This is a genomic window from Nocardia sp. bgisy134, from assembly GCF_965341865.1.
Classification (GTDB): Bacteria; Actinomycetota; Actinomycetes; order Mycobacteriales; family Mycobacteriaceae; genus Nocardia.
Genome location: NZ_CBDQZP010000015.1, coordinates 205,211 through 217,306, shown reverse-complemented (window position 1 = coordinate 217,306; position 12,096 = coordinate 205,211). Strand labels below are relative to the sequence as shown.

The following is a 12,096-nucleotide window of genomic DNA, read 5'->3' as shown; positions in this document are numbered from 1 at the left end:
CCCCCCCCCCCCCCCCCCCCCCCCCCCCCCCCCCCCCACGCCCATGTCGGCTATCGGGAGCACGACTGTTCACTCGTTGGATGTGACGCCGCCCACCGGCTGGATACCCGGTCGCGCCTCGAAAACTCGTTCCCGTGACGCGGGGTTTCCGCGCTCGGAAACCGGACATCCCCCGAATGGAATGAGAACGCCGCGAGAGCGAGAGGGAGGATTCATGGTTTCCCGCGACACGATCGCCCAGCTTCGTCAGGACATCACCACGGCCGAGGATTGCAACGATCGCCAGGCCGCCGAGCGGTTGCGCGCCGAGCTGGCGGAGGCCATGCGCGCCTTGGAGCAGGGCGAGGACGACGCGGAGTAAGGGCCGCCTGCCGGTGATCCGGCGCGTGTGTCTCTCGAGTCCTGCCGCGCCCGGGAATCGCCGGGCGCGGCGAGCTCTCGTGTGCGATTGGTATTTAAATACCGACGCCGCTACGCTGGTATAAAAATACCGGTCGACCGTCGGCGCGTCCCGCCGGCGGGGTCGGAACCGGTAGTGGATTCGGCGCAGTGGAGGTCGGAAATGGTGGAGTTGAAGTCGGCGGCGGAGATCGCCCGGATGCGGGTGGCCGGTGAGTTCGTCGCGGACGTGCTCGCCGAGGTGCGCACGCGGGCGCGGGTCGGGGTGAACCTGCTCGACCTGGAAGCCTATGTGCGCGAACGCATCCGCGACCGCGGCGCCGTCTCGTGCTATTGGGATTACGCGCCGTCCTTCGGGCGCGGACCGTTCCGGAACACGGTGTGCCTGTCCGTGAACGACGCCGTGCTGCACGGACTTCCGTTCGACTACGTGCTGCGCGATGGCGATGTGCTGAGCATCGACCTCGCGGTCGGCGTCGACGGGTGGGTCGCGGATTCGGCGATCACGGTGATCGTCGGGACCGCGGCGGAGGCGGACCTGCGGCTGGTGCGTGCCACCGAGGAGGCGCTCGCCGCGGCCATCGCGGTGGCATTGCCCGGCAACCGCATCGGCGATCTGTCCGCGGCCATCGCGGGGGTGGCCCGCGCCTACGGTTATCCGGTCAACACCGAGTTCGGCGGGCACGGCCTCGGGCGCACCATGCACGAGGATCCGCACATCCCGAACACGGGCCGGGCCGGTCGCGGCTATCCGCTGCGGCCGGGACTGACCATTGCCATCGAACCGTGGTTCGCCCGCACCACCGATCGCATCTACACCGACGCCGACGGCTGGACCATCCGCTCCGCCGACGGTTCGCGTACCGCGCACTCCGAGCACACCGTCGCCATCACGGCCGACGGGCCGCAGGTGCTGACCCGCGCGGCCTGACGCGGAACCTCCTTCGCCTCAGCGCGTTTCGGTGAGCCAGCGCTCCAGCTCGGCGCTCGCACCGAGTTCGGCGGCCACTGCCGCGCGATCTTCGGCCGAAAGATTCAGCGCGCGCACCTCGTCGCGGTATCGGGCGGCGCGCTCCGGGTCCTCCGCGGCAATGGCGATCTCGGCGAGCATGGCCAGCGCCCGCGCGCGCTCCACCGGCGCGGCGGTTGCGGCGAAGCGACCGAGGCCGACTTCGAGCACCCGCGCGGCGGCTTTGTCGTCGGTCTTGAAATCGCGCAGGATTCGCGCGTTGTCGATGACCCTCGCCAGATCTTCCAGGTCGCGTGAGCCGCCGTACTCGCGGTCGTCGGGCTCGTCGCGCTGGATGAACAGCAGGGAATTGCCGTCGGGGTCGACGAGGGTGAAGCGGCTCTGCCCGGGGCGGAAACGCGTGATGCGCGGGCGGCCCTTGGTAGGCACCTTGCCGAAGGCGGCGCGCAACGCGGCGGTGAAGTCGCGGTGGCGCGCGGCCACGTCGTCGACCATCACCAGGCAGCCGACGCGCTCCGGCGGCAGCTCGAAGCCCTTGGGCGGCGAGTTGAAATGCACCGGACAACCGTGGAATTCCAGCGCGAGATAGACGTAGGGGCGGGTCTGCTCGTGGGTCACCGTGTAGCCGATGGCCCGGTAGAAGTCGAGGGTGGTGGCCGGCGACGCGGTCCACAACACCGGGACCGGAGAGTCGTCCATGAGTCGTTCCTCCGACACTAGTCAAATTTGAGTACCGCCAACCTAGGCGCGCGCTCTCCCGGAAGTCAAATTTGAGTAGCATGGGTCGATTCGTGGCGACAGGGAGAAAGGAACGCGCGTGGCGGCCGTGCGTCTGCTCGTCCTCGGGGTGATCCGCACCCGCCAACCGACGCACGGTTACGCCGTGCGGCGCGAACTGCTGTCGTGGCGGGCCGAAACCTGGACGAACGTCAAGCCGGGCTCGATCTACCACGCGCTCAAACAGCTCACGCAGGAAGGGAAGCTGCGCGCGCTCGGCACCGAGGACAGCGACCAGGGACCCGGCCGGACGCTGTTCGAGCTCACCGAGGCGGGTGAGGCCGAGTTCCGCACGCTCATGGACGCCGCGCTGGTGAGCATCGATATGGAAGAACTCGGCGCCGCCATCGCTTTCATGGACGCTCTGCCCCGCGCGCACGTCATCGCCAAACTGGCGGAGCAGCGGCGCAACGCGGCCGCGGTACGCGAGGACCTGCTGGCCATGATCCCGACCTTCCCCGGCCGCTACGAGGCGCCGCACGCGCCCGATCTGCTCGAGCTGTGGAGCGGCGTGTTCGACAACCTCACCCGATGGACCGACGGACTGCTCGCCCGCCTGGAGTCGGGCGAGTACCGCATGCCGGAGTGATCCCTTCGTGCTGCCCTCGCACCCCCGCCGCGCCCCCGGATACGCTGTGATCATGACGAACTCGCTCGGTGAGGCAGGCTCCGCCGACTACGTGCAGCTGACCACCTTCCGCAAGGACGGCACGCCCGTCAGCACGCCGGTGTGGGCGGTCGCCGACGGCGGCAAGCTGTACATCTGGACGGAGACCGAGAGCTGGAAGGTCAAGCGGCTGCGCCGGGATCCCGCATGCACCGTGCAGGCGTGCGACGCCAGAGGTAAGCGGGTGCGCGGCGCCGTCGTCGCGGGCACCGGGCGCGTGCTGGACGCCGACGGTACCGAACGCGTGCGCGCGTTGCTGCGCAAGAAGTACTGGCTGCTGGGACCGCTGCTCATTCTGGGCAGCACCCTGCGCAGGGGCAAGGCCGGCACGATCGGCATCGAGTTCACGCCCGACGCCTGACCGGCGCTGCCCGGCGAGGTCGATCCCCGGGTCCGCGCACACTCGGAGCGGAAGCGGGAGTGCGCAGATTCGGCCGAATGCCCGGAAGGTCCGGAATAGGCAAGGCGGACACGGGGATTCCGGGGGTACCGGCGGAGGCGGTGATCATGGCTCGGCTATCCTTCGTCGGGCATACCGGGGTAGTCCCCAGGCGGACACGATGTCTCGACCCTGCCCCGGGGGGAGGGATCGTTCATGACAGCACCGACTCGGCCGCCGCGGGCCTCGCAGCCTTACCCGGTCGCCGCCCACTCGGACGCCGAAACCACCGACAGCGGTTGGCTTCCCGTGCTCGTCGCCGCTCTGGTCGGCGCCGTCGTCATCGCCATCGCCGGGGTGATCGCCGGACTCGTGGTGGTCAACATCCGCGAGAGTGCGGCGGCCGACAACCCGGTGCGGACACCGGCAGCCTCGGCGCCGCTGGCGCAGACCTCGGCTCCCGTCGCGCCGGTCCGCGCGGTGGATCCGCCGGCCAAGCAGCTGGACCAGATGGACCTACAACGCGGTGTGCAGCTGGTGCTCATCGACTCCTACGGCATGGACGACGTCCGCGACGTGCGCTGCCCCGGAGGTCAGACCGTCGTCCTCGGCGCGACCTTCGAATGCCTCGTGAAGGTCGGCAGCATGCAGAAGTCCGTATCGGTCACCATCACCGACAGCGACGGCACCTACGAGGTCGGCCGCCCGCACTGAGGCCGGTCGCCGCCACGATCCCGTCCGCACGGGCCGCTCCCAGCACGGAGCGGCCCTGCGTCGTGTCTCGGGTGGTGTCGTGTCTCAGGTGGCCTGGCTGACCGAGGACATGTGGAAGTCGGGAATCCGCAACGGCGGCATGGCGGTTCGGGTGAACCAGTCCTTCCACTCGCGGGGCAGCGTGGCCTGGGTCACGCCCGCCTCGGTGGCCCTGCGCAGCAGGTCGATGGGGCTCTCGTTGAAACGGAAGTTGTTCACCGCCGCGCTGACTTCACCGTTCTCCACCAGATACACGCCGTCCCTGGTGAGACCGGTCAGCAGCAGGCTGGCCGGATCGACCTCGCGGATGTACCAGAGCGTGGTGAGGAGCAGGCCGCGCTCGGTGCGCGCGATCATCTCGTCCAAGCTCGCGCCGGAACCCCCGGTGAGCAACAGGTTCTCGCCGGGCACCGTGGCGGGGGCGTCGAATTCGGCGGCGGTGGCGCGCGGATAGACCAGCGATTCGATGACGCCCTCGCGCAGCCAGTCGACCCGCGCGGCGGGCAGCCCGTTGTCGAAGACCGAGAGCGCCTCGGACGAGGCCGATGTCGCGACGAACGGCCGGTACTCCAGCCCGGCCGCGCTCGGGTCGGAATACAGCGTGAGCGGAATGTCGGTGAGCCGCTCGCCGATTCGGGTGCCGCCCGCGCGGGCGAAGGCGTTGTGCCCCTCCTGCGCGCCGCGGCCCTCCATCGACCACGCCATGTAGATCATCAGGTCGGCGACCGCCGAGGGCGGTAGCAGCGTCTCGTAGCGACCTGCGGGCAGCTCGACGCGGCGCCTCGCCCAATCCAGGCGTCGGTTCAGCTCGGCGAGCAGGCCCGGGGTGTCGACATCGGTGAAATCGGCGGTGCCGACGCCGACCCAGGCGCTGGCCAGCTCCGCGCCCGCACCGCGTTTGCCGTTGATCTCCACCGAGCCGGTCGGTTGCACGAAGCGGCGGCGGATGCCGGTGGAGGTGCCGAGCCAGGTGGTGTGCATCTGGTGGTGGGCGAAGCCGTACAGCAGGTCGGCGCCGTCGAATCCGGCCGACAGGTCACGGGCCAGATCGGCGAAGACCTCGATGCCCGTGCTGCCGGGTGCGGCCGCCCAGTCCTCGGCGGCGGCGTCCGATTCCAGCAGCGGCATCGCGTCTTTCGCGGGTTCGGCGGTGCGCGCCGCGTCCTCGCTTGCCCGTACGACCGCCTCGATCTCGGCGAGGTCGACGCTCGTCGAACCGACGCTGCCGACCCTGGCCGCATGCGGTCCGTCGCGGAAGATCGACACCACCGCCCAGTCCCGCGAGACCGACGAGCCGTTGGTCGTCATCGAATTGCCCGCCCAGCGTAGCGACGCCTCGTGCGCGTCGGTGACGATCACCATCGCCTCGTCGGCGCGGGAGAGCGCCAGCGCCCTCTCCACCACGTCGCCCGCGGGCGCCACACCGCGCGCGTGCACCCTGTCGCTGCCCGGCTCGCTCACTGACCGGCCTCCGTCCTGGTGTTGAGAACGTTGATGCCGCGCACCAGGATCGATGGGCAGCCGTGGCTGACAGCGGCCACCTGACCCGGCTGGGCCTTACCGCAGTTGAAGGCGCCGCCGAGCCGCCACGTCGACGGGCCGCCCACGGCCTCCATCGCGCCCCAGAAATCGGTGGTGGTGGCCTGGTAGGCGACATCGCGCACCTGGCCGTCGAGCGCCCCGTTGCGGATGCGGAAGAACCGTTGGCCGGTGAACTGGAAGTTGTAGCGCTGCATATCGATCGACCACGATTTGTCGCCGACGATGAAGAGGCCGTCCTCGACCCGGGAGATCAGCTCCTCGGTGCTGGTGTCGCGGTCCGGGTCGGGTTGCAGCGAGACGTTGGCCATTCGCTGGATCGGCACGTGGTGCGCGGAATCGGCGTAGGAGCAGCCGTTGGAGCGCGGCAGACCGAGGCGCGGAGCGAACGCGCGGTCCAGTTGGTAACCGGCGAGCACGCCGTCGCGCACGAGATCCCAGCGCTGCCCGGCAACGCCCTCGTCGTCGTAGCCGACGGTGGCCAGGCCGTTGCGCTCGGTGCGGTCGCCGGTGACCTGCATGATCGGGGTGCCGTAGCGCAGCGTGCCCAGCTTGTCCGGGGTGGCGAAGGAGGTGCCCGCGTAGGCGGATTCGTAGCCGATGGCCCGATCGTATTCGGTGGCGTGACCGATGGATTCGTGGATGGTCAGCCACAGATTGCTGGGATCGATCACCAGATCGGTCGGGCCCGCGGTGACGCTCGGCGCCTTCACCTTCTCGGCAAGCCAGCCGGGGATCCGCGCGAGTTCGTCGTCCCAGTCCCAGATTCCGTCGGCGCCGGTGACGTACTCCCAGCCGCGCCCGGCCGGAGCGGCGAGGGTGCGCATGGTCTCGAAGACGCCCGCGGCCGAATCGACAGTGACGGCCTCGAGTTGCGGGTGCAGCCGGACGCGCTGCTGGGCGATCGACGAGCCCGCGGTGTCGGCGTAGAAGGTCTGCTCCTTGACCTGCAACACCGAGGCGGTCACGTGATCGACGCCGTCCGCCGCGGCCAGCCTGCCCGAATAATCTTGCAGCAGAGCGACCTTGTCGGCGGTCGGCACGGTGAACGGGTCGATGTCGTAGGCCGAGACCCAGTGCGCGTCGGTGTAGCGTGGCTCGTCGGCCAGTTCGACGCGCTCCCGGTTCAGATCGCGCAGGGCCGTGGCCACGGTGACCGCGCGGCGCGCCACCTCGGCGGCGGTGTCGGGGGTGAGCGCGGCGTGCGAGGCGAAACCCCAGGTGCCGTCGACGATCACGCGCACGGCAAACCCTAGATCGGTGGCATTGCTGATCGCCTCGACGCGGCCGTCGCGCAGCCGGATGGACTGCGTGACCAACCGGTGCACGCGCAGATCGGCGTGTTCGGCCCCCGCCGCGGTGGCCGCCGCGAGCGCGGCGTCGGCCAGCGCGGACAGTGGTAGCGCGAGGAATTCGGCGTCGATCACCGAGCCGTCCCCGGAAGTCGCGATGCTCACCCCGTTTACGCTACCGGGTGTCCGCCGACCCAGGCATCGGCGGACGAGCCGCGCACCTCGGCGCGGTGGGCGATCGGCCGAAATACTCAGCGGTGCAAGAAGACATCCGTCGGCAGCCGATTCGTGACGCCGGATCGCACCGGCGCGAACGGCACGCGCAAGGCGTGGGTTACCGCATCGGCGCTGCGGAATGCCGTACTGTGCCCGCGTGCCGCCATCCGCCCTCCGTGACCGCAAACGTGACCGTACCCGCCGCGCGCTGCTCGAGGCCGCCGTCGAACTCTTCGAGACAAGAGGCTACGACGAGACCACGGTGGCCGACATCGCCGCCACGGCGGAGGTGGGCACGCGCACCTTCTTCAATTACTTCGCCAGCAAGGAAGAACTGCTCTTCCCCGAGCCCGACGATCGCGTGCGAATGGCGGTGGCCGCCATCGCGAGCCGCCGTGTCGGCGAGCGTCCGGTCGAGGTGCTGCTGCGCGCGCTACGGGCCGCGGGCGACAATCCGGGCGAACACCTCGTCGACGATCTGGGCGCTCGCATCGCCGCGGTGCGCGCCCAGGTCTCGCGGACCGTGCCCGCGGTGAGCGGCCGCGCCGCGCACGCCCAGCTGGTGGCGCAGCGCGAGATCGGCAGGCAGCTACACGCCGCGTTCCCCGACGAATTCGACGAGGTCGGCGCCGCGGCGCTGGTCGGCGCGGTGGTCGGTGCGGTGTCCGGCGCGCTCACCGTGCTCTTCCAGCAGCCGCACGCGGGACCCGAGGACGGTGAGCGGTTGCACCGCCAGATCAACGAGACCACCCGCCGCGTCCTGCGGCCGTGGCTCACCGCCAGCTGCGCGGCGCACGCCGAACCGGTCGGCTGAGCGCCTCGAAAGGCTGAGCGCGTTCGACTGACTGCGCACCGACTGACTGAGCGCGCCGCTCAGCCGAACTGCTGCCAGCCGAGGCGGAGCACCATCGCCACCACGACCACGAGCAGCACGACGCGGACGAATTCGGCGCCCCGGCTCAGCGCCATCCGCGACCCGGCGATCGCGCCGGCGATATTGGCGACCGCCATCGTCGCGCCGAGCGCGAACATGACGTGCCCGGTGAGGCCGAAGAAGAGCAGCGCGCCGGCATTGGACCCGCAGTTGATCACCTTCGCCATGGCCGCGGCCCGCACGAACTCGGTGCCGAGCAGCGTGGCGAAGGTGATGATCAGGAAGGTGCCGGTGCCGGGCCCGAGCAAGCCGTCGTAGAACCCGATCAGCCCGGCGGCCAGCGCCACGACCAGCACCACCTTGCGGCGGGTCGGCGGATGGGTGGCCATGGTGACGCCGATCGACGGGCGCAGCGTCACGACGATCGCGACCGACACCAGGACCACCATCACGATCGGGACGAACAGGTCGCGATCGATCAGCGAGACCGCCGCCGCGCCCGACGCCGCGGCCACGGCGGCGATGCCCGCCGCGGGCAAGAGCACCCGCCACTGCATCGGCACCTTCCTGGCGAAGGTCAGCACGGAGGCGGTGGTGCCCGCGAACGCGGCCAGCTTGTTGGTGCCGAGCGCGGTCTGCGGCGCGATGCCGGGAGCGACCAAGAACAACGTCGGCAGGACGATCAGGCCGCCGCCGCCGACCACCGCGTCGACCCAGCCCGCGGCGGTCGCGGCCGCCACCAGGGCCGCCCAGTCTGCAAGATTCACGGTGCAACCCAACCAGACGTCCCATGTTTCCGTGCTGCCTGGGACGGAGGGCCTAGTCTTGCCGGCATGCGCCGGTTCAGTCTGTGGCTTCGTGGCAAGCCCCTCGTGGCGGATTCCATCCTCGCATTCGGCTTGCTGTTGCTGGACCTCACGGCCATCGGCGATTCCAACCAGAAGGCCGTGTACCTGGTGGTCGGCGGATTGCTGCCGATCCCGGTCGCCTTCCGCCGCGTCTACCCGAGGGCCACCGCCGCCACCATGCTCGGCCTGGCCATCAGCACCACCCTGCTGAGCTACCTGCTCGACGACAAGGCAATGCACCCGGCGCTGCTCGCGCTCGGGATCATGCTGTACACGCTGGTCGCCTACGTCGGCAGGCGCGAGGGCTTGCTGCTGCTGGCGGGTCTTGTCGTCGACACCACGCTGTCCACCCTGCTGCTCGATCAGCCCGTGTGGTCGACGATCGCGTTCATCGCGTTGTACTACGCGCTGTGCTGGACCTTGGCGGAGTTCAACGGCGCGCGGCACGCCTACGACGCCGAGGTGGCCGCGCGGCTCGCGGTCGCCGACTACGACCGGGAGCGGCGCACCCACGACGCGGTCGCGCTCGAACGCACCCGAATCGCGCGCGAACTGCACGACGTCGTCGCGCACGCGGTGAGCGTCATCATCGTGCAGGCCGACGGTGCGAAGTACGCGCTGCGCCGCGACCCGGACATCGCCGAGCAAGCCGTCACCACCATCGCGAGCACCGGCCGCGAGGCGCTGCGTGAGCTGCGCCGCACGGTCGCACTGCTGCGCACCGAGCACGCGCCCGATCAGCTGCCCCAGCACGGCACGGCAGGCATCGCCAAGGTGGTGGAGATGATGCGCGGCACCGGTCTCGCCGTCGAGCTGGAGCTGACCGGCGACATCGACGACATCGCCCCGGAGGTGAGCCTCGGCGTGCACCGGATCGTGCAGGAGTCGCTGACGAACACGTTGCGTCACGCGGGCGCCCACCCCAAGGCGTGGGTCCGGGTGCACCGCCGCGACAGCGACGTCCTCGTCGAGGTCACCGACTCCGGCGGCGTTCCGATGCACGGGCCCGAGGCCAACCCGATCAAGGGCAGCGGCCTCGGGCTCGTCGGCATGCGTGAACGCATCGCGGTCCTCGGCGGAACCCTGGACGTGGGCCGCGCCGCTGACGGCGCCTGGCGGGTACGCGCGACCATCCCGCTGGTCACCGAGCCGCTGGACTGCTAGGGCGCGGTCCCGCTGCCGCGGCCCCGGTGGGGGCGGTCCCGCTGGTGCGGCCGCGGGGGATGGAGGGGCGGTTCCGCTGGTGCGGCCCCGGGGGAGTGGTCAGCTACGCCCGGTCACTCGAAGATCGCCGCGAGCTCGCGCAGCACCTCGCTGGCGGTGATCGGGTTCAGCGCGCCGAAGGCGGTGTCGCCGCATCGGCGCCACCACGGTGACGCGGGGCGCGAGCTCAGCTCGACCGCCTCGATGACCCGCTCGCCCTCGGGCTCCGCATCCCCGACGGCGATGCCGTCGTCCAGGTGCAGCAGCACCTGGAGGTCGCCGTCGACCCGGCGGTAGAGGTGATCGTGCACCCCGTCGATCGGTGCGCCGCGGCGCCAGCCGAATCCCTCCAGGCGCAGCAGCGCGCAGGTGGGCACCATGCGGTGCGCGAAGCGTTCCAGCGAGGTCGCCGCCCGCTCCCGCTCGGTCAGCGCGTGCACCTCTCTGGCCAGTTGCGGAAAGGGTTGGCGCAGTTCGTGATCCGTGAAATGGCTGACCCAGTGCGGTAGCTCGCCCGCGAGCTGGAGCGGATGGGCCACCGCGATACGGGCCGAGTCGACGCCGATCGTCCGCCCATCGCGGTCGGTCGCGGAGCCGTCCGCCGCGACACGGAAGGAGACCTCGAGGTTGGCTCGCTCGTCGAACCCGAGCCAGACCAGCCGTCGCGCCGGATGGCGCAAAAACGGATGGTCGAGGACGGAAACCCGATGCTGACCGCCGGTCCACGTGTGCTGCTGGATCATCGCGATCTCCAGAAGCCGAATCTGTTCGCACATCTCCCCACCACGAGAGTCGATTACAGGGAACGCAAGAGAATATCGGCGCGCGCCGACAAGTCCGGGAGACGCGCGGAAGCGGTAACCGAATTGTCGCCCGGCACCGCTAGATTGGACGCGTGCCGATCACTGTTCTCGTAGTCGACGACCAAGAATTGATGCGCATGGGGCTGAAGATGGTGCTCGGCGCGCATCCCGACATCGAGGTGATCGGGGAGGCCGAGAACGGCGCGGCGGCCGTCAGCAAGGCCAAGGAACTGCGCCCCGACGTGGTGCTGATGGACGTCCGCATGCCCGTGGTCGACGGCGTGACCGCCACCGGCCGCATCGTGGAAGCGGGCGACGGGTGCCGTGTCCTGGTGATGACCACCTTCGACCTGGACGAACACGCCCTGGGCGCGCTGCGCGCGGGCGCCAGCGGCTTCCTGCTCAAGGACACCCCGCCGGAAGATCTGGTCTCGGCCATCCGCAGCGTGGCCGCGGGCGACGCGGTGGTCTCACCGAAGGTCACCAAGCGGCTGCTCGACCGGCTCATCGCCGACGATCCCGCAGGCATGCGCGACCCCTCGGTGCTCGATGTGCTCACCGCGCGCGAACGCGAGGTGCTCGAGCAGATCGCCGCGGGCCGCTCCAACGCGGAGATCGCCGAGCAACTCTACCTCTCCGAAGCCACCGTCAAGACGCACGTCGGCCGGGTGCTCACCAAACTCGGGCTGCGCGACCGGGTGCAGGCCGTGGTGTTGGCCTACGAGACCGGGCTGGTGCGGCCCGGCGGCTGAATCTCAGCGAGCTATCAGCCCCGGGCGGGAGAAAAACACCGCTCGCTTGCGTTGGTAGGGGTAGATCGTCCGGAAGGAACGCCATGCCCGCCCTGCTGTTCGTGCTCTACGTGGTCGTCGAGATCGCCGCGCTGTTCGCCGTCGGTCAGCTGATCGGCGCGATGCCAACCATCCTGCTGCTCATCGCGGGCTCCGCGGCGGGCATGCTGCTGATCGGCTCCCAGGGGCGGCGGGTGTTCGACCAGTTCCGCCGGGCCGGACGCGGCGAGATCACCCCCGGCACCGCCGTCGCCGACGGCGCGCTGGTCGCGACGGGCGGAGTGCTGATGTTCGTGCCCGGACTGGTGACCTCGCTGTTCGGGCTGCTGTTGCTGCTGCCGCCGACCAGGATGCTGGTGCGTCCCATCGTCACCGCGCTGGCCGCGCGTCGCTTCGGTCGTCTGCTGAGCCGCGCGCCGTACCGCGGCGTCGTCATCGACGGCGACGAGGTGATCGACGGCGTGGTCGTCCAGCAGTGTTCACCCACCCCGTCGGCTCCGCCGACTGCCGTCCCCCAGTGGTACGACGACGGTCAAGGCAACGCCCGCCGGGCGGTCGGCCCGGCCTGACGGTGGGCCGTCCACG

General features: G+C 70.3%; 14 protein-coding genes. 9 read left to right on the top strand and 5 right to left on the bottom strand.

All coding sequences use genetic code 11. From position 1 onward, the window contains the following. Positions 1–214: 214 nt before the first annotated feature. Entirely contained in the window at positions 215–361 is a 147-nt protein-coding gene (locus ACRWNM_RS25565; protein WP_431970621.1) for a hypothetical protein, read from the top strand. A 201-nt stretch (positions 362–562) separates the two neighbouring features. After that, positions 563–1,330 carry a type I methionyl aminopeptidase gene (map, locus tag ACRWNM_RS25560; RefSeq protein ID WP_431970620.1) on the top strand — a complete coding sequence of 256 codons (768 nt, stop codon included), beginning with the start codon at positions 563–565 and terminating at the stop codon, positions 1,328–1,330. Between the two features lie 18 nt (positions 1,331–1,348). Here map and ACRWNM_RS25555 read toward each other — a convergent pair whose 3' ends face one another. Beyond that, positions 1,349–2,068, bottom strand: coding sequence for a glyoxalase (locus ACRWNM_RS25555; RefSeq protein WP_431970619.1), 720 nt, complete (start codon positions 2,066–2,068; stop codon positions 1,349–1,351). A 118-nt stretch (positions 2,069–2,186) separates the two neighbouring features. Here ACRWNM_RS25555 and ACRWNM_RS25550 point away from each other — a divergent pair, with 118 nt between their 5' ends. From ACRWNM_RS25550 to ACRWNM_RS25540, 3 genes are all read left to right on the top strand, one after another. Continuing rightward, positions 2,187–2,735 carry a PadR family transcriptional regulator gene (locus ACRWNM_RS25550; RefSeq protein WP_431970618.1) on the top strand — a complete coding sequence of 183 codons (549 nt, stop codon included), beginning with the start codon at positions 2,187–2,189 and terminating at the stop codon, positions 2,733–2,735. 52 nt (positions 2,736–2,787) lie between these two features. After that, complete coding sequence (locus ACRWNM_RS25545) at positions 2,788–3,174, top strand: PPOX class F420-dependent oxidoreductase (protein ID WP_431970617.1); 387 nt, start codon at positions 2,788–2,790, stop codon at positions 3,172–3,174. A gap of 234 nt (positions 3,175–3,408) precedes the next feature. Continuing rightward, positions 3,409–3,906, top strand: coding sequence for a DUF4333 domain-containing protein (locus ACRWNM_RS25540; protein ID WP_431970616.1), 498 nt, complete (start codon positions 3,409–3,411; stop codon positions 3,904–3,906). 84 nt (positions 3,907–3,990) lie between these two features. On the opposite strand, the gene ACRWNM_RS25535 is transcribed toward ACRWNM_RS25540, so the two are convergent. Both ACRWNM_RS25535 and ACRWNM_RS25530 read right to left on the bottom strand, forming a co-directional pair. Next, positions 3,991–5,307, bottom strand: a complete 1,317-nt coding sequence (locus tag ACRWNM_RS25535; RefSeq protein WP_431970637.1) for a metallopeptidase TldD-related protein — start codon at positions 5,305–5,307, stop codon at positions 3,991–3,993. A 95-nt stretch (positions 5,308–5,402) separates the two neighbouring features. After that, positions 5,403–6,941 carry a TldD/PmbA family protein gene (locus ACRWNM_RS25530; protein ID WP_431970615.1) on the bottom strand — a complete coding sequence of 513 codons (1,539 nt, stop codon included), beginning with the start codon at positions 6,939–6,941 and terminating at the stop codon, positions 5,403–5,405. Positions 6,942–7,149: 208 nt separating this feature from the next. Between ACRWNM_RS25530 and ACRWNM_RS25525 the strand changes: the two genes are divergently transcribed. Continuing rightward, the gene (locus ACRWNM_RS25525) at positions 7,150–7,806 is read left to right on the top strand and encodes a helix-turn-helix domain-containing protein (protein WP_431970614.1); all 657 of its coding nucleotides are present in this window, start codon (positions 7,150–7,152) and stop codon (positions 7,804–7,806) included. 59 nt (positions 7,807–7,865) lie between these two features. On the opposite strand, the gene ACRWNM_RS25520 is transcribed toward ACRWNM_RS25525, so the two are convergent. Continuing rightward, positions 7,866–8,633, bottom strand: coding sequence for a TSUP family transporter (locus tag ACRWNM_RS25520; RefSeq protein WP_431970613.1), 768 nt, complete (start codon positions 8,631–8,633; stop codon positions 7,866–7,868). Between the two features lie 66 nt (positions 8,634–8,699). On the opposite strand from ACRWNM_RS25520, the gene ACRWNM_RS25515 reads away from it, so the two are divergent. Continuing rightward, positions 8,700–9,878, top strand: coding sequence for a sensor histidine kinase (locus ACRWNM_RS25515; protein WP_431970612.1), 1,179 nt, complete (start codon positions 8,700–8,702; stop codon positions 9,876–9,878). 113 nt (positions 9,879–9,991) lie between these two features. On the opposite strand, the gene ACRWNM_RS25510 is transcribed toward ACRWNM_RS25515, so the two are convergent. Next, entirely contained in the window at positions 9,992–10,693 is a 702-nt protein-coding gene (locus ACRWNM_RS25510) for a DUF4132 domain-containing protein (RefSeq protein WP_431970611.1), read from the bottom strand. Between the two features lie 119 nt (positions 10,694–10,812). On the opposite strand from ACRWNM_RS25510, the gene ACRWNM_RS25505 reads away from it, so the two are divergent. Both ACRWNM_RS25505 and ACRWNM_RS25500 read left to right on the top strand, forming a co-directional pair. After that, positions 10,813–11,472 carry a response regulator gene (locus tag ACRWNM_RS25505; protein ID WP_431970610.1) on the top strand — a complete coding sequence of 220 codons (660 nt, stop codon included), beginning with the start codon at positions 10,813–10,815 and terminating at the stop codon, positions 11,470–11,472. 83 nt (positions 11,473–11,555) lie between these two features. Then, positions 11,556–12,080: an FxsA family protein gene (locus tag ACRWNM_RS25500; RefSeq protein ID WP_431970609.1), complete on the top strand. Its 525-nt coding sequence runs from the start codon at positions 11,556–11,558 to the stop codon at positions 12,078–12,080. Positions 12,081–12,096 lie beyond the last annotated feature (16 nt).

Excerpts from the sequence above, each read along its gene's own strand:
- ACRWNM_RS25565 (WP_431970621.1), top strand. The coding sequence starts at position 215 with ATGGTTTCCCGCGACACGATCGCCCAGCTTCGTCAGGACATCACCACG.
- map (WP_431970620.1), top strand. The coding sequence starts at position 563 with ATGGTGGAGTTGAAGTCGGCGGCGGAGATCGCCCGGATGCGGGTGGCC.
- ACRWNM_RS25555 (WP_431970619.1), bottom strand. The coding sequence starts at position 2,068 with ATGGACGACTCTCCGGTCCCGGTGTTGTGGACCGCGTCGCCGGCCACC.
- ACRWNM_RS25545 (WP_431970617.1), top strand. The coding sequence starts at position 2,788 with ATGACGAACTCGCTCGGTGAGGCAGGCTCCGCCGACTACGTGCAGCTG.
- ACRWNM_RS25540 (WP_431970616.1), top strand. The coding sequence starts at position 3,409 with ATGACAGCACCGACTCGGCCGCCGCGGGCCTCGCAGCCTTACCCGGTC.
- ACRWNM_RS25535 (WP_431970637.1), bottom strand. The coding sequence starts at position 5,307 with ATGGTGATCGTCACCGACGCGCACGAGGCGTCGCTACGCTGGGCGGGC.
- ACRWNM_RS25515 (WP_431970612.1), top strand. The coding sequence starts at position 8,700 with ATGCGCCGGTTCAGTCTGTGGCTTCGTGGCAAGCCCCTCGTGGCGGAT.
- ACRWNM_RS25510 (WP_431970611.1), bottom strand. The coding sequence starts at position 10,693 with ATGTGCGAACAGATTCGGCTTCTGGAGATCGCGATGATCCAGCAGCAC.
- ACRWNM_RS25500 (WP_431970609.1), top strand. The coding sequence starts at position 11,556 with ATGCCCGCCCTGCTGTTCGTGCTCTACGTGGTCGTCGAGATCGCCGCG.